The sequence below is a fragment of the Pseudomonas sp. EggHat1 genome, assembly GCF_014892995.1.
Classification (GTDB): Bacteria; Pseudomonadota; Gammaproteobacteria; order Pseudomonadales; family Pseudomonadaceae; genus Aquipseudomonas; species Aquipseudomonas chaetocerotis.
Genome location: NZ_JACKQK010000001.1, coordinates 601804 through 628534, shown reverse-complemented (window position 1 = coordinate 628534; position 26731 = coordinate 601804). Strand labels below are relative to the sequence as shown.

Genomic DNA, 26731 nt, shown 5'->3' with positions numbered 1-26731 from the left:
TTTGCGGGTACTGATCATCAAGACTTCGTCGCTGGGCGACGTGGTGCATACCCTGCCGGCGTTGACCGATGCGGCCCGCGCCATTCCCGGCATTCGTTTCGATTGGGTGGTGGAAGAAGGCTTCGCCGAGATCCCCGCCTGGCATCCGGCAGTTTCCCAGGTGATTCCGGTGGCCATCCGCCGCTGGCGCAAGCACCCGTTGCGCACCTGGCGTAGTGGTGAGTGGGCGCGCTTCAAGCAGCGTCTGCGCGAGACCCGCTACGACCTGGTGATCGACGCCCAGGGCCTGCTCAAGAGCGCCTGGCTGACGCGCTACGTGTCGGCGCCGGTGGCCGGGCTGGATCGTGATTCGGCGCGTGAGCCGCTGGCCAGTCGTTTCTACGACCGTCGCTACGCGGTGGCCAAGGATCTGCATGCCCTGGAGCGCGTACGCCAACTCTTCGCCAAGGCGCTGGGTTATGCGCTGCCGTCCGGTACTGGGGACTATGGCCTCAGCCGCGCAGCGATGATGGATTCCGCTGCGCAGCCGTATCTGGTGTTCCTGCATGGCACCACCTGGGCCAGTAAGCACTGGCCGGAAGCCGACTGGCGTGCGCTGGCAGAGCGCATGGACGAGCTGGGCTGGGCCGTGCGCCTACCTTGGGGCAACGAGACGGAAAAGGCGCGTGCCGAACGCATTGCCGCCGGACTCAGTCATGCCGCTGTGCTGCCGAAGCTGAACCTGGCCGGCGTGGCCAAGGTGATCGCCGGTGCCAGCGCCTGCGTCTCCGTCGACACCGGGCTCGGTCATCTTGCCGCTGCGCTGGACGTACCCAATATTTCTCTTTATGGCCCGACGCTGCCCGGCAAGGTGGGCGCTTACGGTCATAGTCAGGTTCACCTGTGCGCCAATGGGCCAGGCGCCGGCAGCGGTGATCGTGACAAGCCCTGTTTCGACGGCCTCGGTGCCGAGCGCGTCGGCCTGGAACTGGAAGCGCTGCTGCTCGCGCCTCCCGGCACTCTTTAAGGAGCGGCTATGCAACTGGCCTTCGTTCTCTATAAATACTTCCCCTTCGGCGGGCTGCAGCGCGACTTCATGCGCATCGCCCTCGAATGCCAGGCGCGTGGCCATGCCATTCGCGTCTACACGCCGATCTGGGAAGGCGACAACCCCAGTGGCTTCGATGTGCGCGTGGCGCCGGTGCGTGCGCTGTTCAATCATCGCCGCAACGAGAAATTCAGCGCCTGGCTGCAGGCTGATTTGAAACGCGACCCGGTCGACCGGGTGATCGGTTTCAACAAGATGCCGGGCCTGGATGTTTATTACGCTGCCGACGGCTGTTTCGAGGACAAGGCGCAGACCCTGCGCAACCCGATCTACCGTCGCTGGGGCCGCTACAAGCACTTCGCCGATTACGAACGCGCGGTATTCGCGCCGGAGTCGAAGACCGAGATTCTGATGATCTCCGAGGTGCAGCAGCCGCTATTCATCAAACACTACAAGACCCCGCTGCAGCGCTTCCACCTGCTGCCGCCAGGCATCGCCTTTGACCGTCGGGCACCCGCCAATGCTGCCGACATTCGCGCCGAATTCCGCCGCGAGTTCAAACTGAGTGACGATGATCTGCTGCTGGTCCAGATCGGCTCCGGCTTCAAGACCAAGGGCCTGGATCGCAGCCTCAAGGCGCTGGCCGCGTTGCCGCGCGAGCTGCGCAAGCGCACCCGTCTGATCGCCATCGGCCAGGACGATCCCAAGCCCTTCCTGCTGCAGATCAAGGCGCTGGGGCTTTCCGATCAGGTGCAGATCCTCAAGGGCCGTAGCGACATTCCGCGCTTCCTGCTGGGTGCCGATCTGCTGATCCATCCGGCCTATAACGAGAACACCGGCACCGTGTTGCTGGAGGCGCTGGTATCCGGCCTGCCGGTGCTGGTCACCGATGTCTGCGGCTATGCCCATTACATCGCCGACGCCGACTGCGGTCGCGTCCTGCCCGGGCCGTTCGAGCAGGACGCGCTCAACCGCATGCTGGCCGATATGCTGGCCGACCCTGAGCGCCGCGCTTTCTGGCGCCGCAACGGCCTGGCCTATGCCGACAGTGCGGACCTGTATTCCATGCCGAAGAAGGCCGCCGACGTGATCCTCGCGGAGAAGCACGCATGAGTCGCTTGGGTAGGGGGCGCCGTGCGCACCACAAGGTCGACAGCACGGTGTCATCGGTGCGCACGGATACCCGGCTGGGGAGGCTTGCATGCGCCTGATCCTCGCCGAACCCTTCAAGCGCCTGTGGGCGGGCCGCGATGCCTTCGAGGCCGTCGAGGCGCTCGAGGGCCAGGTCTACCGCGAGCTGGAAGGGCGCCGCACCCTGCGTACCGAGGTCGACGGGCGCGGTTACTTCGTCAAGATCCACCGTGGCATCGGCTGGGGTGAGATCGCCAAGAACCTGCTCACGGCCAAGGCGCCTGTGTTGGGAGCCGCGCAAGAGTGGCAGGCCATTCAGCGTCTGACCGAGGTTGGTGTGCCGACCATGACCGCCGTGGCCTACGGCGAGCGTGGCAGCAATCCGGCGCGCCAGCACTCGTTCATCGTCACCGAAGAGCTGGCGCCGACCGTCGACCTGGAGCAGCTCAGCCTCAACTGGGCGCAGCAACCGCCGAAGCCGGCGCTCAAGTGGGCGCTGATCCGCGAAGTGGCGCAGATGACCGGCGCCATGCACCGTGCCGGGGTCAACCACCGCGACTGTTATATCTGCCACTTCCTGCTGCACACCGACCGGCCGATCCAGGCCAGTGACCTGCGCCTGTCAGTGATCGACCTGCACCGCGCCCAGGTGCGCAGTGCCACGCCACGGCGCTGGCGCGACAAGGATCTGGCCGCCCTGTATTTTTCGGCGCTGCATATCGGCCTGACCCGGCGTGACAAGCTGCGCTTTCTCAAACGCTATTTCGCTGCGGCAGGCAATGAGCGGCCGTTGCGGCAGATTCTGCATGAGGAGGCGGCGCTGCTGCTCTGGCTGCAACGCAAGGCCGATCGCCTGCTGGTTCGCTATGCACGCAAGTACGCGCCGGGAGCGAAGCATGAGTGAATGGCGCGTCACCGCCCTGGCCACGCCGCAGGCGGCAAAAGCCTTCGCCAGCCTGGATGCGGTGTTTTCCCTGCAGGGCGAGGCGATCACCCGTGATCCGCTGTCGGACGTGATCCGCGTCGAATTCGATGGGCTGCGCTATTACGTCAAGCGCTATCACGGCGCTGGCAAGGGCGTTCGGCGTTTCATCGGCCGGCCGCGGGTCAAGGCCGAGTGGCAGAATCTCAAACACTTCGCCGCCTGGGGTATTCCCACTGCGCCCATCGCCGCCTACGGCCTGGAGCGCAAGGTCGGCGCCTTCGCCCGAGGCGCGCTGATCACTCAGGAGATCGTCGATACGTTGGACATGTCACGCCTGGCGGCCACGGACGATGCACGTCTGCATGACCGGGCCTGGGTCGACGATGTCAGCCGCCAGTTGGCCAAGGCCACGCGCACGCTGCATGACCATCATTTCGTCCACAACGACCTCAAGTGGCGCAACCTTCTGGTGGACGAGCAGCGCCGGTTGTTTCTCATCGACTGCCCTGCGGGGACCTTCTGGTGGGGGCCGTTCCTGCGCTACCGGATCGTCAAGGATCTCGCTTGCCTGGACAAGGTCGCCAAGTACCACCTGTCGCGCACCCAGCGCCTGCGTTTCTATCTGCAGTATCGGGATCGCGATCGTCTCAACGACAGTGACAAACGACGGATCGTGCAGATCGTGCGCTACTTCGAGGGAAGAGAATGAAGGACTTCATCGAGGGCGAGGATAAAACGCTGCTCGAGCGTCACGGCCTGGACAGCTTCGAGGCCTTATGGGCACTGCAGCTGTTTGCCGTGGACGAGCCCAACACCGCTTCTCGCGGTGGTTGGAGCACGGTGTACCGGCTCGACCTCGATGGCACCGGCTACTACCTCAAGCGCCAGAGCAATTACCTGACCCGTAGCTTGCATCGTCCGTTGGGTGAGCCGACCCTGGCGCGGGAGTTTCGCAATACCTGCCGCTATCAGCGCCTGGGTATTCCGGCGATGCGTTCGGCGTTCTATGCCGAACGACGCATTGGCGGCGAGCGCCGCGCCGTCCTGCTGACCCGAGCCCTGGACGGTTGGCGGGATCTGGACAGCTACCTGCCGAACTGGTCGCAACTGGCCGCCGTGCAACGCCATGCCATCGCCAGTGCCTGCGGGGTGCTGGCCCGGTGCGTACATGGCCAGGGCCAGGTCCATGGTTGCTTCTATCCCAAACATATTTTCCTCCAACCCAGCGGCGATGGTTTCGTCGCGCAGTTGATCGACCTGGAAAAGACCCGGCCCCTGTTGTTTGGCGAGCGTGATCGGGTCAAGGATCTGGAACCCCTGCTGCGCCGCGCAAGTGCCTGGGGCGATGACGATGTAGCCTGTTTCCTGACCGCCTATCTCGGTGACGCTCGTCAGTTGGGGTACTGGTTGCAACGTCTCACGGCACGATTCAAGGACAAGGCGAGGCGCTCATGAGGCTTGCTTCCCTGGTCGATGCCGGACGTACCCCCGCGCTACCGCTGCTGATCGAGCTGGAGGGTGCGGGATCTATCCAGTTGCTCAGCCTTTTGCGGGTGCTGCCAGGTCAACGCTATGTCGGTCGGGCGCAGTGGCAGGGGCGTGAGGTGCTGGCCAAGCTGCTGGTCGGCGATAAGGCCGAACGGCATTTCGTCCGCGAGCTGCGCGGCGTTCAGCTATTGGCTGAGCAGGGGCTGAAGACGCCCGAGTTGCTTGTCCACGGTTCGACGCCAGGAGGGGGCGGTTGGCTGCTGTTCGAGTTCCTCGACGATGCCGAAAGCCTCGGAGATGCCTGGCAGGCGGTGGCCCATCTGGCGTGGCTGGACGACGCTCGGCAGCAGGTGTTGGGTGAGGCGCTGGCAGCCATTGCAGGGCTACACCGGCAAGGTCTGTGGCAAGAGGATCTGCACCTGGACAACCTGCTGCGTCAAAACGGCAGCCTGTATCTGATCGACGGTGGCGGCGTGCGTGCCGAGACTCCGGGCCAACCTCTGTCGCGAGACAGGGTGCTGGTCAATCTGGGTGTGTTCTTCGCTCAATTCCCGAGTGCTCTCGATCCATTCATCGAGGAGCTGCTGGTGCATTACCTGCTGGTCAATGGCGAGCACGCGCTGCCGCTCGAGGCTCTGCTCAAGGCGGTAGCCAAGGCCCGTGGTTCGCGGTTGCACCAGTTCATGGGCAAGCTAGGTCGCGATTGTTCGGCGTTTTGCGCATGGCGCGGTGCCTCGCGCTTGCAGGTGGTCCGGCGCGAGGAAGATGCCTTGCTGGCGCGATTACTGGCTGACCCTGACGCCGCTATCGCGGCTGGGCAGTCCCTCAAACGGGGTGGTTCGTCTACCGTCGCGCGAGTCGATCAGGGTGCCAGGCAATTGGTCATCAAACGCTACAACATCAAGGGCATGCTGCATTGGCTCAAACGCTGCTGGCGTCCGAGCCGCGCCTGGCACAGCTGGTGCGAGGGCAATCGCCTGGTTTTTCTCGGCATCGCAACGCCCAAACCGCTTGCCGTGCTCGAGTGCCGTACCCTGTGGCTCAGGCGCCGGTCCTATCTTGTTACCGAACACGCATCGGGTGTGGATATAATTACTCGTTTCGCGTCCTGCGCGCCTGGCGAGTTACCAGCCGAAGCGGAACTGCGGGCACTGGATGACCTGTTTGCGGCGCTGCTGCGCGAGCGCATCAGTCATGGGGATCTCAAAGGCAGCAATATCCTGTGGCAGGATGGGCGCTGGATGTTGATCGACCTGGACGCCATGCAGCAGCATCGTCGAGCCGGTAGCTTCGCACCCGCCTATGCGAAGGATCGGGCGCGTTTCCTGCGTAACTGGCCGCAGGACAGTACGCTATACCAGGTTCTGGACGAGCGCCTTCCATCGGTGGTGGCAAAACCGAACAGTTAAGGCAGTAAATGTGCCCGACCGGGGCGACTGAATAACGAACGCTGTTGCTTGAAGCTTGCCGCTTGAAGCCTGCAGCCGCTTTTTTAAGAGGCTTTATCCTTGGCATTGACGATCCTCGGCCTTTCCGGCGCCCTGAGCCATGATCCATCCGCCGCGCTATACATCGACGGCAAGCTTGTTGCTGCCGCCGAAGAAGAGCGCTTCGTGCGTGACAAGCATGCGAAGAACCGCATGCCCTACGAGTCCGCCAAGTTCTGCCTGGAGCAGGCCGGTATCAAACCGTCCGACGTCGATGTGGTCGCTATTCCCTTTGCGCCCATCAGTCTGTTCGGCAAGGCGCGTTGGCATTACGCCAAGCGTTACTGGTATGCGCCGGATCGTGCGCTAGACGCGCTGCTCATGGGTAACCGCCGTTACAAGCGTTACCGCAAGAAGATCGTCTGGTGCCTGGAGCAGCTGGGTTTCGATGCCAAGAAGATCAAGATCGAACCGGTCGAGCACCACCTGGCCCACGCCGCCAGCGCTTACCATTGCTCGGGCTTCAAGGAGAAGACCGCGATCCTCGGCATCGACGGCAAAGGTGAGTACGCCACTACCTTCTTCGGCTACGGCGAGAACGGCAAGATCCACAAGATCAAGGAGTTCTTCGACCCGGACTCGCTCGGCGGTCTGTACGGTGCCATCACCGAATTCCTCGGTTTCGAGATGCTCGACGGCGAGTTCAAGGTCATGGGCATGGCGCCCTACGGCGACGCCAGCAAGTACGACTTCTCGCGCCTGGCCAAGTTCGAGAACGGCGAGCTGATCATCAACACCGACTACGCCAACGTCATCGGCCTGCGTCGCTACAAGGAAAAGGGCAAGGGGTTCTACTTCTCGCCCAAGCTGATCGAGTGGCTGGGTCCGAAGCGCGAAGGCGATATCGCCGACGACCCCTACATCCACTACGCCGCCAGCATGCAGGCGCTGTTCGAGAAGCTGGCGCTGGAGATGATGGACTACTACCTGGGCGACATCATCCGCGAGACCGGCAAGATCGCCTTCGCTGGTGGCTGTGCGCTGAACGTCAAGCTCAACCAGAAGATCATCGCCCGTCCCGAGGTGAAGGAACTGTTCGTGCAACCGGCTTCTGGCGACGCTGGTACTTCGGTTGGCGCTGCTGCCTATGTCTCGCACCAGCGTGGCGTGCCGGTGGAGAAGATGGAGCACGTCTATCTCGGTCCTGCCTACAGCAACGAAGACATCATTGCCGCCTGCGCTCGCCACCCGAACGCACCGAAGTGGCAGAAGATCGACGACATGCCGCAGCGCATCGCCAAGATCATGGTCGATGGCAACCCGGTGGCCTGGTTTCAGGGCCGTATGGAGTTCGGCCCGCGCGCACTCGGTGGTCGTTCCATCATTGGCTGCCCGAGCATCCCTGGCGTCGCTGATCGCATCAACGAGCAGATCAAGTTCCGTGAGCGCTGGAGACCTTTCTGCCCGTCCATGCTCGATACCGTTGCTGCGCAGATGCTCAAGGTCGATCACCCGAGCCCGTTCATGACCTTTACCTTCGAGGTCAACGAGGAGTGGAAGGAGCGCGTCAGCGAAGTCGTCCACGAAGACGGTACCTCCCGTGCCCAGGTGCTCGAGCGTGAATACAACCCGCGCTGGTACGACCTGATGCTCGAGTTGGAGAAGCTCACCGGCAACGGCGTGTCGCTGAATACCTCGCTCAACCGTCGCGGTGAACCGATGATCTGCTCGCCGACCGACGCGCTGAACATGTTCTACGGCTCCGACCTGCAGTACCTGATCATGGAAGATATTCTTGTCGTGAAAGAGTAGTAGTCGATGACTGTCGAGACGCATAAAGGGATTTTGCAGGAACGCGAAGGAACGCGGATCAGTCGCTCCGACTGTCATATCGCATTAGTGCCTTCTCTGGGGTTGGGCGATAGCCTGATTTACCTGGTCGTGGCCAATAACCTGGCGCGGGCCGGCTACCGCGGCCGCTCTCTGGCTGCGCTGGCCCGCTGCGGGTGATCGATGACCCTTGCGTGACCATGGTCGATCAGGCCGTGGCGTTCTGCCGGACCACGCTGGACCTCGAGCAGGCGTCATGCGATCCGGGGTTCGTGATTCCCGAGGACCCGTCGCGCGCCGTCGTCCTCAGCGTGTCATGCTGTATCCGACCTCCTACAACGGGAAGAAAAACTGGCCGGCCCGCTAGTACCTGCGTCTTGCCCATCGCCTCAAGGGGCAGGGCTATGACCCGCAGTTCGTCCTTTCTCCGAAGGAGCGGGCCGAATGGAGCGAACACCAGGGGGATGCGTTTCTGATTCCTAACTTTTCCAACGTCCGTGAACTGGCGGCTTATCTTTATGAGTCCGGCTATATAATCGGCAGCGATTCGGGTGTCGGGCACTTGGCGGCCGCCTTGGTGTGCCGGTGTTGACGGTGTACCGCAAGCGTCTGACGGTTTCTGCTGGCGGCCGGGCTGGGGACACAATGCAGTGGTACGCCCTTCTGTTTCTATCGGGGCGATGAGAGATGCCTGGATATATTCCCTCAGCGTAGGGCGGGTAGAGCGGGCGTTCGAAAGATTGGTTGCCAAGAATGAGGTAAGCGTTTGATGGGCATTGCCGGTGACAGCCTAGGCATCAAAGTTTCGGTGGTAATACCTGCCTACAACTATGCGGCGACATTGCCGCGTGCAGTAGAGTCAGTGCTTGTTCAGCTCAACGATGCCGCAGCTGAGTTGATTGTCATCGATGATGGCTCGACGGACGAAACACCTCAGGTCGTCAGTGGATTGCTGGAAACCCATTCGAATGGTTTTCGGGCGATACGCAAGGAAAACGGTGGGCTTTCCTCCGTGCGTAATCGCGGTATTCGCGAAGCACAGGGGCAGTACCTGATTTTCCTGGATGCTGATGACGAACTGGCCGCCGGTGCGATAGAAACGGTCCTGCAGCATTTGCAAACGCATCCCCAGACGCGGATGGCTATCGGTGGGCACATCGGGGTTTGGCCTGACGGCAAGCGCCGTGAGCACCTTCCCGAGCAGCTTCCCGACGACCCGGTGCAGCGGCTGCGCGCCTACCTGCTGGACAAGCGCCTGGCGCTGTCTAACGGCGCCTGCGTCATGCATCGCGAGGTGTTCGAGCGAGGCGACTATCCCGAGCAGTTTCGCAGCGCTGAAGATATCCCGGTGTTTGCCCAGGCGTTGGCCAACTACCCCTGCTCGTTGATCGCTCGCCCCTTGGCGCTGGTTCACAAGCACGATGACAGCCTGCGGCACCAGTTCAGCCACGCCAAGGCCGGTGGATTGGCGCTGGTCGATGAGGTGTTTTCTCCCCGTCGCCTGGATCAGCGTTTTCAGGGATTGAAGCCCGAGTTTTACGTGCAGCGCAGCTTGTCGCTGTTTCGCAGTGCCTACCTGGCGGGTGATGCAGACGCCGCCAAACAGTATTTCAGTGCCGCCTTCCGTTGTGACTGGCGTGTGCTATTCAAAGGGTCGTATATGCGCAAGGCTGTTCGCCTGTGGCTTGGGAAGGGCGTATGAGCCGGAAGATCAAGGTTCTGCAAATGCAGAATCGCTACAACGTCAACGCGTCCGATTTGGCTGAGCAGGTTATTCAGGGGCTTCCCGCGGATCGTTTCGAGGTCACCACCCTGTTCTTGCGTGGTCGTCCGGGGCCGGGCGAGCCCGAAAGTCGAGCAGCCCATTCCCTGTACCTGGACTTCAGTCAGTCAGACCTGAAAGGTTTGCGGCTGCGAGCGCTCTGGCAACTTTATCGGCTGATTCGGGCGGAGCGCTTCGATGTAGTGATCGCCCATCGTTTCAAACCGATGAACATGCTGATGCTGCTTAATTGGATCCTGCCCATTTCCCTGTGTATTGGTGTGCAGCACGGTATCGGTGACTTTGACCGTGCCTACCGGCGCTGGGAGGCACGCCGTTTGCTCAAAAAAAATTGGCGTATCGTCGGTGTGTCGCGGGCGGTGCGTGATTATTTGGTTGGATGCGGTGCCGGTTTTAATGCCTCCAACACGGTGCAGATCAACAATGCAATTGATATTGATCGGGCCGAAGCGTTGCAGCACCCCAAGGCTCAAGCCCGTGAGTTGCTGGGGCTTGCCCAGGAGCCGTTCGTTTTCGGGGCTATTGGTCGGTTGGTGCCGGTCAAGGGGCACGTACATCTGATCGAGGCCTTTGTCGAGGTGCATGCCCGCCATCCACAGGCTCGACTGGCGATCATCGGTGAGGGCCGTTCCCGCGACGAACTCGAACAGATGATCGCGCAGCGGGGATTGGGGCAGGTGGTGCATCTGCTGGGCGAACGTGAGGATGCGCTGCAGTACGTACAGGCCTTCGATGCCTTTGTCATGCCGTCCTTGAGCGAAGGGCTACCGTTGGCACTGCTGGAGGGCATGAGTGGGCGGCTTCCGGTCATCGGCTCTGATATCCCCAGCCTGAAATCGATTCTCGAGGACTGCGGTGGACGCCTGTTCCCCTCCGGGCAGGGCACGGTACTGGCCGAGCGTCTATTGGAAGTGCTCGACATGACACAGCAGGCACGCGTTGCAGAGGGTGAACGTGCCTATGACTATCTGCGTCGTGCCCATGACATTGAAGATTTTCGCCGGCACTATCGTGGGCTGTTGACGGCGGCGTTGGCCATGGACGGTATTCGTGATGATTGAGGTAGACCAGCAGCCGCTGGTGAGTGTTGTAATTTCTTCGTACAACCATGCGCCCTACATCGAGGCCAGTATCGAGAGTGTGCTGGCGCAAAGCTATGCGAATCTGGAGCTGTTGGTTGTCGACGATGGGTCCAGCGATGATAGCGTCGAGCGGATTCGCACTTTGCAAGCGAAGCATGGCTTCGACTTCGTCGTTCAGGAGAACAAAGGGCTGGCCGCGACGCTGAACGATTGCATTGCCCGTTCCCATGGCAGTCTGATCGCTCCCTTTGGCTCCGATGACATCATGTGCCCAGAGCGCATCGCGATTCAGGTGGCCTACCTGCAAGGCAAGCCTGAGGTGGGTATCTGTGCGGGCAATATCCAGCCCATCGATGCTAAAGGTGCTGCACTGCCCCAGCGTGAGCGCGGACGAGGGTTGCGCCGCCTGGATTTCGAAGATCTGTTCTGCGCCAAAAAAGTGGGGGCTCCGGCCCCAACCCTGCTGTTTCGGCGCGAGGCGTTGGAGGCTGTCGGGGGCTTCGATCCGAGTATCCGCCTGGAGGACTTGTTGATCGAGTTGAAGATTGCCCGTGCCGGGTACTTCATCGACGTGCTCCCCGATGTGCTTGCGCAGTATCGGGTGCATGAAACCAATACCTACAAGAACCGGCGCATGATGGTGGACGCGGTGCTGAGCACCTATGGGCATTTTGCCGATCACCCGGACTATCCGAAGGTGTGCGCGGCCTTCATCAATTCGATGCTGCTCAAGTGTGCGCGCGATGACAAGCCGTTGGCTCGTGAGCTGTTGGCGCAACTGCCGATGAAGTACCGCAATCTGAAGACGGCTCGCGCGATTTTTCGCCTGATGATGCCCTGAGGTCGGGCGAATCAGGGAGGAGGTGGGTAGGCCTTGTTCAGCGCACGTTCGAAGCTCATCGCGTGCCTGCTGCTGCAATTCTGGGCATAACCCGCTACCCAATCCTGCCGATGCTGCTGTGTGAGCCACGCGGTGTCTTCCGGGTAGCGCAGAATGTGCTGAATATTGCGCTTGCGCTTGCCGGCATTGAGCGGGTGGCTTCCAACTTTCATGTCCGACAGGTCGATCAGCCCTAGTGTGCCGTCTGGCAGGCGTAGGACATTGCCCAGGTGCAGGGAGCGGAAGTAGACACCTGACTGGTGCAAATGGGCGAGAAACGCTCCGAATTGACGAACTTCGATTGAGCGCTGTTCAGCATCGATTCGTCGCCAGTGATTGCGCAGCGTGTCCCCTGGCAGCGGCCGGTACAGCACGGCATTCAATTGCCTGTCAGGAATGAGCAGCAGCTCCACGACATCCGGGCAGGCGACGCCCAGCTCTTTCAGGCGCTGCACGTTGCTGGCGAAGCGCTCGCTCGGCAGGCTCCAGAGCGCCGACGACAGCAGGCGCTTGCGCCGGTAGAACTTCAGGAAATTGCCGTCCGACAAGCGTGCGACCTTCAGCCCGAATCCATCGCTTTCTATCGGGGTGGAGTTCTGCAGGAGCGCATCGAGCTGCAAGGTGCTGATTGTTCTCATCGGTTGTCCAGTTGGCGCTGCTGGATGGAAAGTGCTGCTACCAGTGACAGTGGAATCCAGATCAGGAACCAGCTTTCGTTGGGCCTGGAGAGGTAGGAGCTGCCCTCGGTAAGGCCGGCAGCGATACCGTAAACGAGCAGTGCCGATGCGATCTGAAAACCGGCATGTCTTCTCTGTTGCAGGCAACGGAACAAGGCGGCGCCGTACATCACCAGCCACAGGATGAGTCCGATGGCGCCGAGTTCCAGTAACACGGCCAGCTCTACATTATGCGGGTCGCTCAGAAGGCGACCGATTTCCGGGATATCGAAGATGAACTTACTGTCGTAGCCATATCCGAACCACGGCTTCGCGGCCGCCTGGGAAACGGCGTCGGCCCAGAGTTGAGGCCGGAAGGAAAGCCCGCGCTCCAGGAATATCTCCGGCATCGCTACAAAGGTCGCGATGGCCAGGGCGATCAGTGCACCTATCAGGTAGGCCCCTCGGCGAGGTGTCATTGCCAGCATCCACAGGCTGGTCAAGGTCAGCGCCAGGAGCGGGGTGCGGGAGCCGGTGGCAAGAAGTGCAACCAGCAATGGAGTGGTACAGAGAATCGGCAGCCAGTCACGGCGCTCGCTCTGCGCGAGCCAGGCAGCCAGCCAGTAGGTGCAGAAGAAGCCCAGCACATGGGACGTCAGCAGCGGGTTGCTGAGTGCTCCGGTTCCAATCAGCCGTTGTTCGGATGGATAGGCGTTGGCATAGATGCACAGGTTGATGACGGCCGCGCCTACGGCCAATAGCGCCCCGACTCTCAGTACGGAGAGCAGCAGACGCTGATCCTTGCAGGCGATCAGGGTGCAGGCCGCAAAGATCATGAATACGTACAGTGGCCGCTTGGCCAGGCCGCTCAGGCTGGTGTCTGCTTGGGTCCACGAAAGGCTCAGCAGCAACCAGGTCGCGAATGCCAAATAGGCCAGCGTGATGGGTTCCTTGAGCAACTGCATGAAGACTTTTGGTGAGAGCAGCAGTGCGATCAGGGCGGGGGCGGCGAGCAGTGCGTAGAACAACTTCGTGTACTGGCTACCGTTCGCGGACCAGAATAGGCCGCTCAACAACACCAGGTAGCCCGCCACCAGCCAGTAGCTGGAAATGAAGTTGCTGATACGCAAGGGCATGGGGCGTGTGGGAGGGAGTGATGTCTGCACGTTTGAAACCGGTGGCTGATTTTCGAATGGGCGGCATCTTAATGCATCCTCGGGGGGGTAGGCTGCATCTGTGCTAGAATTCGCGCTTTTTCGGCCAAGTCGAAGTGTGAGCGCATGACCGACAAGCACACCACTGCAAGCCCATCTAGCAGCCTGAAAATCTACCTTCGGCTACTCGGATATGTCAGGCCCTATATAGGCATGTTCCTGATCAGCATCCTGGGTTACGTCATTTTTGCTTCCACCCAACCAATGCTGGCGGGCATCCTCAAGTACTTCGTGGATGGCCTGTCCAACCCTGATGTCGTGCTGTTTCCCACGGTGCCCTACCTGCGCGATCTGCAACTACTGCAGACGGTGCCCCTGCTAATCGTCCTGATCGCCGCCTGGCAGGGGGTTGGTTCCTTCCTGGGTAACTATTTCCTGGCCAGGGTCTCGCTGGGCCTGGTTCACGACTTGCGTATCGCGCTGTTCAACAGCCTCATGGTGTTGCCAAACCGCTATTTCGATAGCCACAACTCCGGTCACCTGATCTCGCGCATCACCTTCAACGTGACGATGGTCACAGGCGCTGCGACGGATGCAATCAAGGTGGTTATCCGTGAAGGGCTGACGGTCATCTTCCTGTTCGCCTACCTGCTGTGGATGAACTGGCAACTGACTTTGGTGATGTTGGCAATCCTGCCGCTGATCGCATTGATGGTGAACAGTGCCAGCAAGAAATTTCGCAAGCAGAGCAAGAAGATTCAGGTGGCGATGGGCGATGTTACCCACGTTGCGTCGGAAACGATCCAGGGTTACCGAGTGGTGCGCAGTTTTGGCGGGGAGACCTACGAATCCCGGCGTTTTACCGCTGCCAGCCAGGACAATACCGAGAAACAGCTGCGTATGACCAAGACCGGAGCGGTGTACACGCCGATGCTGCAACTGGTGATCTACAGCGCGATGGCCGTGTTGATGTTCCTCGTTTTGCTGCTGCGTGGCGATGCTACGGCCGGTGACTTGGTGGCCTATATCACCGCTGCGGGGCTCCTGCCCAAACCCATTCGCCAGCTGTCCGAGGTCAGCTCGACGATTCAAAAGGGTATTGCCGGTGCCGAGAGCATCTTCGAGCAGCTGGATGAGGTGCCCGAAGTCGATCAGGGAACGGTAGAGCGCGAGCGCGTCAGCGGTCGTTTGGAAGTACGCAACCTGAGCTTCCAGTATCCGGACACGGAAAAGCCTGTGCTCAGTGATATCAATTTCACGGCTGAGCCTGGCCAGATGGTGGCATTGGTCGGGCGTTCCGGTAGCGGAAAATCGACCCTGGCCAACCTGATTCCTCGTTTCTACCATCACGAAACGGGTCAGATCCTGTTGGATGGGGTAGACGTCGAGCAATACAAATTGCGTAATCTGCGGCGTCACATTGCCCTGGTTACGCAGCAGGTCACCCTGTTCAACGACAGTGTGGCCAGCAATATTGCTTATGGCGACCTGGCCGATGCTCCGCGTGAAGCGATTGAGCAGGCGGTCGAAGCGGCCTACGCCAAGGAGTTCATCGACAAGCTGCCGCAGGGGCTGGATACCGAGGTTGGCGAAAACGGCGTGCTGCTGTCTGGTGGCCAGCGCCAGCGTTTGGCAATTGCGCGGGCGTTGCTCAAGGACGCACCGATCCTGGTGCTGGACGAAGCGACCTCGGCCCTTGACACGGAGTCCGAGCGGCATATCCAGGCCGCTCTGGATCGGGTCATGGAGGGCCGAACCACGTTGGTGATTGCACATCGTCTGTCGACCATCGAGAAGGCCGATTTGATTCTGGTGATGGATCAGGGGCGCATCGTCGAGCGCGGTACTCACGACCAGTTGCTGGCCCAAAACGGTTTCTATGCACGTTTGCATTCCATGGGGCTCGATGAAGGCGCGCCCTTGGATATCGCCTGATAAACTACGAGCCCGCCAAGACTAAGGCCCCCGGAGTTCACATGAAGTTGACCATGCCCCGTTACGATCAAGCCGCCGTCCTGGTGGTGGGCGACGTGATGCTCGATCGCTATTGGCATGGCGGTACCTCGCGGATTTCTCCGGAAGCGCCGGTGCCGGTGGTACGTGTCGACCAGATCGAGGATCGTCCCGGTGGTGCTGCCAACGTGGCTCTGAATATCGCCGCGCTCGGCGCGCGAGCCTTGCTGGTTGGCGTGACCGGTAATGATGAAGCCGCTGAAAGCCTGAGCGACAGCCTGCGTGGTGCAGGTGTGGATGCACATTTTCAGCGTCATGACAGCCAGCCGACCATCGTCAAGTTGCGGGTGATGAGCCGTCACCAGCAACTGCTGCGCATGGATTTCGAAGAGCCTTTCAATACCGATACCGCAGCCCTGGCGCGCGAGGTCGATACGTTACTCGATGGGATCAAGGTGTTGGTGCTGTCGGACTATGGCAAGGGTGCGTTGCAGAATCATCAGGTGCTGATCCAGTCGGCGCGAAAGAAGGGCATTGCGGTACTGGCCGATCCCAAGGGCAAGGACTTCTCCATCTACCGTGGAGCCAGCCTGATCACTCCCAATCTGCACGAGTTCGAACTGATCGTGGGTGGTTGCGCCGATGAGGCCGAGCTGGTCAGCAAGGGGGCCACGCTGATGCGCGAATTGGAGCTGGGCGCGCTGCTGGTGACCCGCGGCGAGCACGGCATGACCCTGCTGCGTCCAGAGCATGCACCGTTGCATCTGCCGGCTCGTGCCCGCGAAGTATTCGACGTTACCGGTGCAGGCGATACGGTCATTTCCACCCTTGCAGCATCCATCGCTGCTGGTGAGGAGTTGCCGCTGGCGGTGGCTCTGGCCAACCTGGCTGCCGGCATCGTCGTCGGCAAGTTGGGCACTGCAGCGATCAGCGCACCCGAACTGCGCCGCGCTGTGCAGCGCGAAGAAGGCTCCGAGCGTGGCGTACTGAGCCTGGATCAGTTGCTGATCGCCATCGAGGACGCTCGCGCCCATGGCGAGAAGATCGTTTTCACCAATGGCTGCTTCGACATTCTTCACGCTGGCCACGTGACCTATCTGGAGCAAGCTCGTGCGCAGGGTGACCGCCTGATCGTGGCGATCAACGACGATGCCTCTGTCAGCCGTCTGAAAGGTCCTGGGCGTCCGATCAATGCCGTCGACCGACGCATGGCTGTGCTCGCCGGTCTCGGTGCGGTGGATTGGGTGGTGAGCTTCGGTGAAGACACGCCCGAGCGCCTGCTCGCACAGGTACTGCCGGATGTGCTGGTCAAGGGCGGCGACTACGGCATCGATCAGGTGGTAGGTGCCGATATCGTCCAGGCCCATGGCGGCGAAGTACGTGTGCTGGGGCTGGTGGAAAACAGCTCCACCACCGCTATCGTCGAGAAGATTCGCAGCAAGTGACACTGGGCTGAGCAAGACGCAGACCTTGCTCAGCTTGTCCGTGGCTTGACCCGATTGCCGCCGCGCCGCGTCTTGAGGGTCATAGGCGTGCGCCAGTCGGCAGCGCATCATCGATGGCATCCCTCACGTGGAGCGAGATGCCATGATCGTCGATACGCAGGGCCAGGCCCTGAGCGTACTGAGCAAACTGGCCCAGGCTGACTGGCCAGACCGCCTCAAGGTGCGCAAATCTTTCGAGAAACTCGTCTACAGCGGTAGCCGTGTCAGCTTTCGCCTGGCCGCCGGCGGCAGCAGAAACACGCCGCGCGCGGCAACCGATGACCTGTTTGACCTGTCACTGACCGAAGAGCAGCAGATGCTGGTGGATATGCTCCAGGGCTTCGCGCTGGAGGTTCTGCGTCCGGCCGCGCACGAGGCCGACGCACGGGCTCACGTGCCTGCAGCACTGCTCAATCAGGCACATCAACTGGGCCTGGCGCACTATGGTGTTGCCGAGGCGCAAGGTGGTCTTGCCGGGGAGCGCACCGTGCTGAGCAACGCGCTGATCGCCGAGAGCCTGGCGCAGGGCGACTTTTCTCTGGCCGCAGCCTTGCTAGTGCCGCTGTCTGCAGCCAATTGCATTCGTCGCTGGGGAAACTCGGCGCAGCAGGCTGCCTGGTTGCCGGCATTCATCAGTGAGCAAGGCGCGCCAGCCTTCGCCTTGGCGGTAACTGAGCCTGGCGTATTGACCGATGCTGGTCAGCCTGCGACGCGGGCGCGCAAGCGTGGCAAACACTATCTGCTCGATGGAGAGAAGGCGTTGGTCATCGCTGGTCTGGCTGCCAGTCGATTGATCGTAAGCGCCCAGGCAACTGATGGCCCGGCGCTATTTATCGTCGATGCGGCGAGCAAAGGCGTCAGTCGCCGTACCGAACCGGGAATGGGGCTCAAGGCTTGTGGGTTGACGCGTATTCAACTGAAAGGCGTCAAGGTGTCGAGCGAGTGCCGCCTGGCAGGCGATGGCTTCGATTTTCTGGCCTTCCTCGATTACTCGGCCTTGGCATTCTGCGCCCTTGCAGTCGGTACGGCGCAGGCGGCACTGGACTACGTGACGAGGTACTGCAACGAGCGCCAAGCGTTCGGCGAGCCGATCAGTCATCGCCAGGGCGTGGCCTTCATGGTGGCCGACATCGCCATCGAACTGGACGCCATGCGCCTGCTGCTCTGGCGTGCCTGCGCCCGTGCCGAGGCCGGTTTGCCGCTGCGCCGTGAGGCCTATCTGGCACGTCTGCTCTGTGTGGATAAGGCGATGAAGATCGGTTCCGATGCGGTGCAACTGCTCGGTGGTCATGGTTTTACTCAGGAGCACCCGGTCGAGCGCTGGTATCGCGACCTGCGCAGCTTGGCGGTGCTCGCTGGCGGCCTTCATCTCTGAACAGGCAGAACAACCATGAACCTGGAAACCCCACGTAAATTCCGCGGCTTGCAACAGCAGGCGCAGCAGGTGGCCAAGCACTACTTTCGGCCGATCTCGCGCAAGTATGACAAGGTCGAGCACGCCTATCCCAAGGAGCTGGATCTGCTCGCTGCGTTGCTCGATGGCATGAACGAAGGCTCACCCGACGCAGTCGGCGCCGGCTCGGCCAGCAAGCGCGGGGCTGCACGCGAGCAGCAGGCAGGCAACAAGAATGCTGGCAACATGGCAGCGCTGCTTGGTGTGATGGAGCTGTGCTGGGGTGATGTCGGCCTGCTTCTGGCCATGCCACGGCAGGGGTTAGGCAATGCAGCCATCGCGGCGGTGGCCAATGACGAGCAACTGGCGCGTTTCGCTGGTGCCTGGGCGGCCATGGCCATTACCGAGCCCGGTTGCGGCTCTGATTCAGCGGCGATCCGCACCACGGCGGTGCGCGATGGTGATCACTACATCCTCAACGGCGAGAAGATCTTCGTCACCTCCGGTGAGCGTGCCGATGCCGTGGTGATCTGGGCCACGCTGGATAAAAGCCTGGGGCGTGCGGCGATCAAGTCCTTCGTGGTGGAGAAGGGCACAGCGGGAATGACGGTTACGCGCCTGGAGAAGAAGCTGGGGATCAAGGCATCCGATACGGCTTCGATCAGCCTGAGCGATTGCCGGGTACCAGCGGCCAACCTGCTGGGAAACGCCGAGATCGACGTGCAGAAGGGCTTTGCCGGGGTCATGGAGACCTTCGACAACACCCGGCCGCTGGTTGCAGGCATGGCGGTCGGTGTCGCTCGTGCTGCGCTGGAGCGCACGCGTGAGTTGCTGCTCTGTGCGGGCTGCCGCTTTGATTACGCCAGGCCGCTGCTGAGCGTCACTCATGCCGAGGCCACACTGTATCGTCTGGAAGCGGAATGGGAGGCGGCGCGGCTGTTGACGCTCAAGGCCGCGTGGATGGCTGACAACAAGTTGCCCAACTCGAAAGAGGCCTCGATCGCCAAGGCCAAGGCCGGGCGTGTGGCTAGCGAGGTGACGCTCAAGTGCGTGGAGCTGGCCGGTGCGCTGGGCTACGGTGAGGATGAGTTGCTGGAGAAGTGGGCGCGCGATTCGAAGATTCTCGATATCTTCGAAGGCACCCAGCAGATTCAGTTGCTGATCGTCGCCCGGCGCCTGCTGGGCAAGAGTTCCAGCGAGCTCAAGTAATCAAGGTAACCCAATCCGCCGCGAGCTTGCTGCACGTGGCGCCCCCTGCAAGAAAAAGCCCGCATCTGCGGGCTTTTTCTTAGAAACGGAAGACTTCCGTATCGATCTTGATCGGTTCTGCCACCGGAATCTTCGGCCCGGCAGCGGCTGGGTCCTGCGGTTTGGCTTTGGCCACTGGAGGCTTCTTGCGCGGCGGCTCGGGGGTAGGCTCGGCTGCAGCGATGGGTTGAATGGCCACAGCCAGTTCAGCAGCCAGGCGTTGCAGCAAGATACTCTGCGCCTTGACCTGTTCGGCCATGGGCCCACCGTGCGCTTCTTCCAAACGAATCAGCCGGCTGTCGCGCAGTTGTCCGCGGCGGTCGAGCAAGCGCCACTGAGCTTCCAGCACGGCAGGTTGAATCGGGCCGGAATCCAGGCGGGTAATGGTCAGCATGACCTGAGCATCGGCACTGAAGCCTGGGGCCGCCGGGGCTAGAACCAGACGCTGACTATCCAGGCGCCAGGCCAACTGGCGAAGCATCTGCTGGTCGATATCGTTGGCCAGCCCGCTGGCCCAGCGAGCGTCATGCGCGGCCACCAGGCTGCCATCGGCCTGGCGTTGCAGCAGATTTTGCTGGCGCAGGTAATCGGCCACGCTGATCGGACCGACCAGTACAGTCACACCGTTGTCCTGGGTCGGTGTTACGGCGCTGCCGCTATCGAGTTGGTAAAGAGGCACCGGCTTCTGCTGCAGCAGACTGCAACCACTCAATACGAGCAGCGTGGTCAGAAGCAGAGCCACAGGGCGTACTACAGTCATCATTAATTCCAGACAGCCGCTTCTGGGGCAGCTGCACATCGATCCCATATCATGCAGAGGGGTCATTTGCGCATGACCCGGGGCGCGTATCATCCGTCAAACCGCGCTACGACTCCAGCCTTGCCTGCTGGCTGGTAGCGCGGATATCCCGGACGAACGGGGCGTGTTGCCGACGCTATTCGACCAGAAGCTGGTCGACACGCTGGAAGCCTCGCGGCAGCTTGTTGCCGCGGCGGCCGCGCTCGCCCTTGTAGTGCTCGAGGTCGTCGGCTTTGAGTGTCAGGGTACGCTTCCCAGCCTGCAAAACCAAACTGGCGCCGCTGGGCAGTACGGCCAGATCGGTCAGATATTCCTCACGTGAGGCTACGCGTTCGCCGGGAATGCCGATGATCTTGTTGCCCTTGCCTTTGCCCAGTTGCGGCAGATCCGTGACCTTGAACAGCAGCAGACGACCTTCTGTCGTCACCGCGGCCAACCAGCTGTCTTCCAGATTGCTGACTGGCTTCGGGGTGACCACCTTGGCGCCGTTGGGCAGGGTCAGCAGTGCCTTGCCCGCCTTGTTCTTGGCCTGCAGATCCTCGCCCTTGACCACGAAACCGTAACCGGCATCGGAGGCGATCACGTACAGCGCACTGTCCTCCGGCAGCATCACGCATTCGAAGGTCGCACCCGGAGGCGGTGTCAGGCGACCGGTCAGTGGTTCACCCTGGCCACGCGCCGACGGCAGGCTGTGGGCCGCGAGCGAATAACTCCTGCCTGTCGAGTCGATAAAGACCGCGTATTGGTTCGAGCGGCCCGGCGCTGCTGCCTTGAAGCCGTCGCCGGCCTTGTAGGAGAGACCGGTGGCGTCGATGTCGTGCCCCTTGGCGCAGCGCACCCAGCCTTTTTCCGAGAGCACCACGGTGACCGGCTCGGTCGGCATCAGCTCGGTTTCCGACAGGGCCTTGGCTTCGGCGCGGGCGACGATAGGCGAGCGGCGATCATCGCCGTACTTCTCGGCGTCCTCGATGATTTCCTTGCGTACCAGCTTCTTCAGCTTGGCTTCGCTGCCCAGCAGGGCCAGCAGTTTTTCGCGCTCCTTGGCCAGCTCGTCCTGCTCGCCGCGAATCTTCATCTCTTCCAGGCGCGCCAGTTGACGCAGACGGGTGTCGAGGATGTAGTCGGCCTGCACATCGGTGAGACCAAAGCGCTCCATCAGCACCGGCTTGGGCTGATCCTCGGTGCGGATGATGCGAATGACTTCGTCGAGGTTGAGGAAGGCGATCAGCAAGCCTTCCAACAGGTGCAGACGACGCTCCACCTTGTCCAGGCGGAACTGCAGGCGACGGCGTACGGTGCCGACGCGGTACACCAGCCACTCGCTGAGCAGGGTGCGCAGGTCCTTGACCTGTGGCTTGCCGTCGAGGCCGATGACGTTGGTGTTGACCCGGTAGCTGGACTCCAGATCGGTGGTGGCGAACAGGTGGGTCATCAGTTCGTCGGCATCGACGCGGTTGGAGCGCGGGATGATGACGATGCGGGTCGGGTTCTCATGATCCGACTCGTCACGCAGGTCGGCGACCATTGGCAGCTTCTTGGCCTGCATCTGCGCGGCGATCTGCTCCAGCACCTTGGCCCCGGAGACCTGATGCGGCAGAGCGGTGACGACGATGTCGCCGTCCTCGAGGCGATAGACGGCGCGCATGCGCACCGAGCCGCGGCCGGTCTCGTAGATCTTTTGCAGATCGGCCCTGGGCGTGATGACTTCGGCTTCGGTGGGGAAGTCCGGCCCCTGGATATGCTCGCAAAGCTGCTCGACCGTGGCGCTGGGCTCATCCAGCAAGCGCACGCAGGCCGCCGCGACTTCGCGCAGGTTGTGCGGCGGCACGTCAGTGGCCATGCCCACGGCGATGCCGGTGGTGCCGTTGAGCAGCAGGTTGGGTAAGCGCGCCGGCAGGGTCGCCGGTTCGTTCATGGTGCCGTCGAAGTTGGGCACCCAGTCGACAGTGCCTTGGCCGAGTTCGCTCAGCAGCACCTCCGAATAGCGCGACAGGCGCGCCTCGGTGTAACGCATGGCGGCGAAGGACTTGGGATCGTCCGGGGCACCCCAGTTGCCCTGGCCGTCGACCAGGGTGTAGCGGTAGCTGAACGGTTGCGCCATCAGCACCATGGCTTCGTAGCAGGCGCTGTCACCGTGCGGGTGAAACTTGCCGAGTACGTCACCGACGGTACGCGCGGACTTCTTGTGCTTGGAGTCGGCATCCAGGCCCAGTTCGCTCATGGCATAGATGATGCGCCGTTGCACGGGTTTCAGGCCGTCGCCGATATGCGGCAGGGCACGGTCCATGATCACGTACATGGAGTAGTTGAGATAAGCCTGCTCGGTGAAATCGGCGAGTGAACGGCGTTCAACGCCTTCCAGGCTCAAATCGAGGGATTCGCTCATGCGGGCCTCATTGCAAGGTTGATTGGCGCAGCACCAGGGTGCCGCCCTTCTGACTGAATTCGAGTTGTTTCAGGGCGCTCATGCCCAGCAGCACTTCGTCGCCGTCCATGCCGGGGGCGATCAGTGCGGCGACGTCACGCAGTTCGATATCGCCCAGGCGCAGGCTGTCCAGGCGTGTACGATGCCCGGTAGCGCGGCCGTTGGCCGTGCTGATGGTGATCGGGGCGCCGCGTTGCAGGCCGAGACGTTCGGCCACCGCGCTGGGTATCGCCACCTGGGTGGCGCCGGTGTCGAGCAGAAAGGTCACGTCATGCCCATCGATCTGACCATTGACCAGGTAATGGCCCTGACGACTACTGGCCAGGCTCACCTCGACGAAACCATCGCCATGCACCGACTGCGGCGCCTGGTTCGGGTTGCGCTGGCGATCTTCCCAGTTACCGAAGAAATGCGTGGCCAGCAGCAGGCCGGCGCCCCAGGCGAGTATCAGCATCACTCGTCCGGCGCGGCGGCCCGGTGTCTGTTCACTCACGGACGTCGGCTCCAGCCGCCCTTGGGCGCGGCAAAACGCCAGACGATGGGACGCTCTTCGCCGTCGGCGCGGGTCTGACTACCATTGTCGACGCCGATCCAGGCGCCATCCTTGTCGATCCATAGCGCTTCGGCCATGCCGTAGTTCGACGCGTAGCGGCGCGGCTCGCTCAAGGCCTCGGCTGCAAATGACCAGCAGATCTCCGTGGCACCGTTGCTCAAGGTGCGTCGGCAGACCCGATGGGCCTGACGCTCCAGGGTAAAGAGCTTTTCCTCGAAGTAATCCAGTCCGGAGAAATCACGGGGTGCCAGATGGCCACCCAGCGCTTCAGGTGATACCTCGTCACCGCTCTCGCTGGTCAGTACGCAGCCGCCCGTGCAGCGCCAGCTGCTGCCTTTTCGATGCAACACGGCCAGGCCGCGGCGACGTTGTTCTGCTGCCAGCCACAGGCGTTCGCCCGCCGGGTCGATGGCGATGCCTTCGAAGCCCTGGTTGAAATGCAGCAGCATGCCGCTGGCGCGCGCCTGGCGTACCAGGCCGCTGGGCAGGTTGAGCCACTGCGCATTGCCGTTGCTGCTGACCTGCAGTACGACGGCGCGGGTTTCGCTGACCAGGTAGCGGTTACCCTGCGCATCGCAGGACATTCCCTCGAAATCCAGCTTGCCGCCACGCACCAGGCCGGCGGCCCAGTTGCGCATGCGCAGGCCCCAGGGCAGAGCGCTCTCGGGTGGTTCGGGGACGACGAAGGTTTCTGCTTCGGCGCGCAGCAGGCCGTCTTCGCGATGCAGTTGATAGAGGCGGTCGTCATCACGGTCGGAAACCGCCCACAGCGTTTCGCCGCACAGGGCCAGGCCGGAGAGGTTGCCGCCCGGCATTTCCGTCACCGGGTATTCGGCTTCCAGCTTCAGCTCTTCCAGCACCACCGGCTCGGCGTTCGCGACGCCGGCCAACAGACCAAGTGCAAGGAGGTGATTGCGCATCAGGCCAGTACCTCGGCCAGGTTGCCCTTGCTTTCCAACCAGCTCTTGCGATCACCGGCGCGCTTTTTCGCCAGCAGCATGTCCATCACTTCGCGGGTACCCTCGAAATCATCCAGGGTCAGTTGCACCAGGCGCCGGGTGTTGGGGTCCATGGTGGTTTCGCGCAGCTGTGGCGGGTTCATCTCGCCGAGGCCCTTGAAGCGGGTGACCTGTGGCTTGCCGCGACGTTTCTCGGCCACCAGGCGATCGAGGATGCCGTCGCGCTCGGCGTCGTCCAGGGCGTAGAAGATCTCTTTGCCCAGGTCGATGCGGTACAGCGGCGGCATGGCTACGTAGACATGGCCTGCATCCACCAGCGGGCGGAAGTGACGGACGAACAGGGCGCAGAGCAGGGTGGCGATGTGCAGGCCGTCGGAGTCGGCGTCGGCAAGGATGCAGATCTTGCCGTAGCGCAGCCCGCTAAGGTCGCTGGAGCCGGGATCGATACCGACGGCCACGGCGATATCGTGAACCTCCTGGCTGGCCAGGACTTCGCTGCCGTCCACTTCCCAGGTGTTCAGGATCTTGCCGCGCAGCGGCATGATGGCCTGGAACTCCTTGTCGCGTGCCTGCTTGGCGCTGCCGCCGGCCGAGTCACCCTCGACCAGGAACAGCTCGCAGCGCAGCGGGTTCTGCCCTGCGCAGTCGGCCAGCTTGCCGGGCAGCGCCGGGCCTTGAGTGATCTTCTTGCGCTCGACCTTCTTGCCGGCCTTGAGGCGACGGCCGGCATTGCTGATGGCCAACTCGGCCAGCGCCAGGCCGGTTTCCGGGTGGGCGTTGAGCCACAGGCTGAAGGCATCTTTAACGACGCCGGAGACGAAAGCCGCCGCTTCACGCGAGGACAGGCGCTCCTTGGTCTGGCCGGAGAACTGTGCGTCCTGCATCTTCATCGAGAGGACGAAGGCAATGCGCTCCCAGACGTCTTCCGGGGCGAGTTTGACGCCACGCGGCAGCAGGTTGCGGAACTCGCAGAATTCGCGCATGGCATCGAGCAGGCCTTGGCGCAGGCCGTTGACGTGGGTACCGCCCTGCGCGGTGGGGATCAGGTTGACGTAGCTTTCCTGCACTGCGTCGCCGCCTTCGGGCAGCCACAGCAGTGCCCAGTCCACGGCCTCCTTGTTGCCAGCCAGGCTGCCGACGAAGGGCTCGGCCGGCAGGCGCTCGAACTCGCTGACGGCATCGACCAGATAGGAGCGCAGGCCGTCCTCGTAATGCCACTCGACCTTTTCGCCCGAGGCCTTGTCTTCGAAGCTGACGTTCAGGCCTGGGCAGAGTACGGCCTTGGCCTTGAGCACATGTTTGAGACGGCTGATGGAGAACTTGAAGGAGTCGAAGTACTTGGCGTCCGGCCAGAAGTGCACGCTGGTGCCGGTGTTGCGCTTGCCGACCGTACCGATTACTTCCAGCTCGCTGGCCTTGAAGCCGTCGGCGAAGCTCATCTGGTATTCGTTGCCGTCACGCTTGACGGTGACCACCACGCGGGTCGACAGCGCGTTGACGACGCTGATGCCGACGCCATGCAGACCGCCGGAGAACTGATAGTTCTTGTTGCTGAACTTGCCACCAGCGTGCAGCTTGGTGAGGATCAGCTCGACGCCTGGCACGCCTTCTTCCGGGTGGATGTCCACGGGCATGCCACGGCCGTCGTCGAGCACTTCCAGCGAATTGTCCTCGTGGAGGATCACCTGGATCGACTTGGCGTGCCCGGCCAGGGCTTCGTCGACGCTGTTGTCGATGACTTCCTGGGCCAGGTGGTTGGGGCGCGTGGTGTCGGTGTACATGCCCGGGCGCTTGCGCACCGGGTCGAGGCCGGAAAGGACTTCGATGGCATCGGCGTTATAGGCGTTCTGCTGGGCCATAGGGTCTCTTGATCGTCAATTGAATACGGAAAAGTCGGTATCGCGCCAGAGTGTGGCGCTAATGCCGGCGAATGCGAAGATTGCCGGCAGGCGTTCGGCGAAGCCCTGGAATCCATGATCACCACCGGCCTGGATGCGCAGGGCGCAGGCGCGGTAGTAACGCTCGGCGTCACGGTAGTCGAGTGTTTCGTCGCCGGTTTGCAGCCAGATCTGGTAACGCGTCGGGTCGCTCGGCGGCGCAACGTCGAGTTCGGCCAAGGCCTGGACGTGATCTTCGGTAAGGTCCCAGGTCTCGTCGCTGTAGTAGTTCTTCTGCGGGCCAAGGTAGCCGTCGAAACGCACGTGCGGCTGCACGGCCGGGTTGATCAGCAGCGCCTTGAGTCCATGCTGTTCGGCCAGGTAAGTGGCGTAATAGCCGCCCAACGAGCTGCCCACCAGCAGAGGCGCGCCGAGTTCGCTGATCAGCGCCTGCAACTGCGCCATGGCCTGACGCGGATGATGATGCAGGGCCGGTACGCGCAACTGGTTTTCCAGACCCAGGTGGGCCATGGCGCGGCTCAACTGGCTGGCCTTGTGCGAGGCTGGCGAGCTGTTCAGGCCGTGTATATAGAGGATGGATGCGGTCATGGAGCGGGAGGCTACTCGTCCGGGGCCTCAAGCTGCAAGCTTCAAGCT

24 protein-coding genes are annotated in these 26731 nt (G+C 62.1%); 16 read left to right on the top strand and 8 right to left on the bottom strand.

What is annotated here, in order from left to right; all coding sequences use genetic code 11:
* Position 1 precedes the first annotated feature (1 nt).
* From waaC to INS93_RS02820, 12 genes are all read left to right on the top strand, one after another.
* On the top strand, positions 2–1006 hold the full coding sequence (gene waaC, locus INS93_RS02875) for a lipopolysaccharide heptosyltransferase I (protein WP_192980227.1): 1005 nt from the start codon (positions 2–4) through the stop codon (positions 1004–1006).
* A gap of 9 nt (positions 1007–1015) precedes the next feature.
* Positions 1016–2140, top strand: coding sequence for a glycosyltransferase family 4 protein (locus INS93_RS02870; RefSeq protein ID WP_192980226.1), 1125 nt, complete (start codon positions 1016–1018; stop codon positions 2138–2140).
* Between the two features lie 88 nt (positions 2141–2228).
* Positions 2229–3062 (top strand): lipopolysaccharide core heptose(I) kinase RfaP, encoded by an 834-nt coding sequence (gene rfaP, locus INS93_RS02865; protein WP_192980225.1) that lies wholly within the window; start codon positions 2229–2231, stop codon positions 3060–3062.
* Positions 3055–3792 (top strand): lipopolysaccharide kinase InaA family protein, encoded by a 738-nt coding sequence (locus tag INS93_RS02860; RefSeq protein ID WP_084340777.1) that lies wholly within the window; start codon positions 3055–3057, stop codon positions 3790–3792. The genes rfaP and INS93_RS02860 overlap by 8 nt, the downstream gene beginning before the upstream one ends.
* Positions 3789–4538: a lipopolysaccharide kinase InaA family protein gene (locus INS93_RS02855; protein WP_104730094.1), complete on the top strand. Its 750-nt coding sequence runs from the start codon at positions 3789–3791 to the stop codon at positions 4536–4538. Before INS93_RS02860 ends, INS93_RS02855 begins: the two co-directional genes overlap by 4 nt.
* Positions 4535–5980: a lipopolysaccharide kinase InaA family protein gene (locus INS93_RS02850; protein WP_192980224.1), complete on the top strand. Its 1446-nt coding sequence runs from the start codon at positions 4535–4537 to the stop codon at positions 5978–5980. Before INS93_RS02855 ends, INS93_RS02850 begins: the two co-directional genes overlap by 4 nt.
* 99 nt (positions 5981–6079) lie before the next feature.
* Positions 6080–7810 (top strand): carbamoyltransferase, encoded by a 1731-nt coding sequence (locus INS93_RS02845; RefSeq protein ID WP_192980223.1) that lies wholly within the window; start codon positions 6080–6082, stop codon positions 7808–7810.
* A 6-nt stretch (positions 7811–7816) separates the two neighbouring features.
* Complete coding sequence (locus INS93_RS02840) at positions 7817–8008, top strand: hypothetical protein (RefSeq protein ID WP_192980222.1); 192 nt, start codon at positions 7817–7819, stop codon at positions 8006–8008.
* Between the two features lie 190 nt (positions 8009–8198).
* Positions 8199–8420 carry a glycosyltransferase family 9 protein gene (locus INS93_RS24985; RefSeq protein WP_192980422.1) on the top strand — a complete coding sequence of 74 codons (222 nt, stop codon included), beginning with the start codon at positions 8199–8201 and terminating at the stop codon, positions 8418–8420.
* 177 nt (positions 8421–8597) lie between these two features.
* Positions 8598–9530 (top strand): glycosyltransferase family 2 protein, encoded by a 933-nt coding sequence (locus INS93_RS02830; RefSeq protein WP_143508960.1) that lies wholly within the window; start codon positions 8598–8600, stop codon positions 9528–9530.
* Positions 9527–10672 (top strand): glycosyltransferase, encoded by a 1146-nt coding sequence (locus INS93_RS02825; RefSeq protein ID WP_160019174.1) that lies wholly within the window; start codon positions 9527–9529, stop codon positions 10670–10672. The genes INS93_RS02830 and INS93_RS02825 overlap by 4 nt, the downstream gene beginning before the upstream one ends.
* Positions 10665–11534 (top strand): glycosyltransferase family 2 protein, encoded by an 870-nt coding sequence (locus INS93_RS02820; RefSeq protein ID WP_160020171.1) that lies wholly within the window; start codon positions 10665–10667, stop codon positions 11532–11534. Before INS93_RS02825 ends, INS93_RS02820 begins: the two co-directional genes overlap by 8 nt.
* A gap of 11 nt (positions 11535–11545) precedes the next feature.
* Here INS93_RS02820 and INS93_RS02815 read toward each other — a convergent pair whose 3' ends face one another.
* Both INS93_RS02815 and INS93_RS02810 read right to left on the bottom strand, forming a co-directional pair.
* The gene (locus INS93_RS02815) at positions 11546–12211 is read right to left on the bottom strand and encodes a polymerase (RefSeq protein ID WP_192980221.1); all 666 of its coding nucleotides are present in this window, start codon (positions 12209–12211) and stop codon (positions 11546–11548) included.
* Positions 12208–13323 (bottom strand): O-antigen ligase family protein, encoded by a 1116-nt coding sequence (locus tag INS93_RS02810; RefSeq protein ID WP_319017532.1) that lies wholly within the window; start codon positions 13321–13323, stop codon positions 12208–12210. The genes INS93_RS02815 and INS93_RS02810 overlap by 4 nt, the downstream gene beginning before the upstream one ends.
* 186 nt (positions 13324–13509) lie before the next feature.
* On the opposite strand from INS93_RS02810, the gene msbA reads away from it, so the two are divergent.
* The 4 genes from msbA to INS93_RS02790 all read left to right on the top strand — a co-directional run bounded on the left by msbA (position 13510) and on the right by INS93_RS02790 (position 19422).
* Positions 13510–15318 (top strand): lipid A export permease/ATP-binding protein MsbA, encoded by a 1809-nt coding sequence (gene msbA / locus INS93_RS02805; protein ID WP_192980220.1) that lies wholly within the window; start codon positions 13510–13512, stop codon positions 15316–15318.
* 41 nt (positions 15319–15359) lie between these two features.
* Entirely contained in the window at positions 15360–16781 is a 1422-nt protein-coding gene (gene hldE, locus INS93_RS02800) for a bifunctional D-glycero-beta-D-manno-heptose-7-phosphate kinase/D-glycero-beta-D-manno-heptose 1-phosphate adenylyltransferase HldE (protein ID WP_160019177.1), read from the top strand.
* A gap of 142 nt (positions 16782–16923) precedes the next feature.
* A complete protein-coding gene (locus tag INS93_RS02795) occupies positions 16924–18195 on the top strand; it encodes an acyl-CoA dehydrogenase family protein (protein ID WP_192980219.1) in 1272 nt (423 codons plus the stop codon).
* 15 nt (positions 18196–18210) lie between these two features.
* On the top strand, positions 18211–19422 hold the full coding sequence (locus INS93_RS02790) for an acyl-CoA dehydrogenase family protein (RefSeq protein WP_192980218.1): 1212 nt from the start codon (positions 18211–18213) through the stop codon (positions 19420–19422).
* A 79-nt stretch (positions 19423–19501) separates the two neighbouring features.
* Here INS93_RS02790 and INS93_RS02785 read toward each other — a convergent pair whose 3' ends face one another.
* The 6 genes from INS93_RS02785 to INS93_RS02760 all read right to left on the bottom strand — a co-directional run bounded on the left by INS93_RS02785 (position 19502) and on the right by INS93_RS02760 (position 26683).
* Positions 19502–20224 (bottom strand): PqiC family protein, encoded by a 723-nt coding sequence (locus INS93_RS02785; protein ID WP_192980217.1) that lies wholly within the window; start codon positions 20222–20224, stop codon positions 19502–19504.
* Between the two features lie 172 nt (positions 20225–20396).
* Positions 20397–22646, bottom strand: coding sequence for a DNA topoisomerase IV subunit A (gene parC, locus INS93_RS02780; RefSeq protein ID WP_160019181.1), 2250 nt, complete (start codon positions 22644–22646; stop codon positions 20397–20399).
* 7 nt (positions 22647–22653) lie between these two features.
* Entirely contained in the window at positions 22654–23139 is a 486-nt protein-coding gene (locus tag INS93_RS02775) for a TIGR02281 family clan AA aspartic protease (protein ID WP_226945318.1), read from the bottom strand.
* A gap of 35 nt (positions 23140–23174) precedes the next feature.
* Positions 23175–24158: an esterase-like activity of phytase family protein gene (locus INS93_RS02770; RefSeq protein ID WP_192980215.1), complete on the bottom strand. Its 984-nt coding sequence runs from the start codon at positions 24156–24158 to the stop codon at positions 23175–23177.
* On the bottom strand, positions 24158–26056 hold the full coding sequence (gene parE / locus INS93_RS02765) for a DNA topoisomerase IV subunit B (RefSeq protein WP_192980214.1): 1899 nt from the start codon (positions 26054–26056) through the stop codon (positions 24158–24160). Before parE ends, INS93_RS02770 begins: the two co-directional genes overlap by 1 nt.
* 15 nt (positions 26057–26071) lie before the next feature.
* The gene (locus INS93_RS02760; RefSeq protein WP_192980213.1) at positions 26072–26683 is read right to left on the bottom strand and encodes a YqiA/YcfP family alpha/beta fold hydrolase; all 612 of its coding nucleotides are present in this window, start codon (positions 26681–26683) and stop codon (positions 26072–26074) included.
* Positions 26684–26731 lie beyond the last annotated feature (48 nt).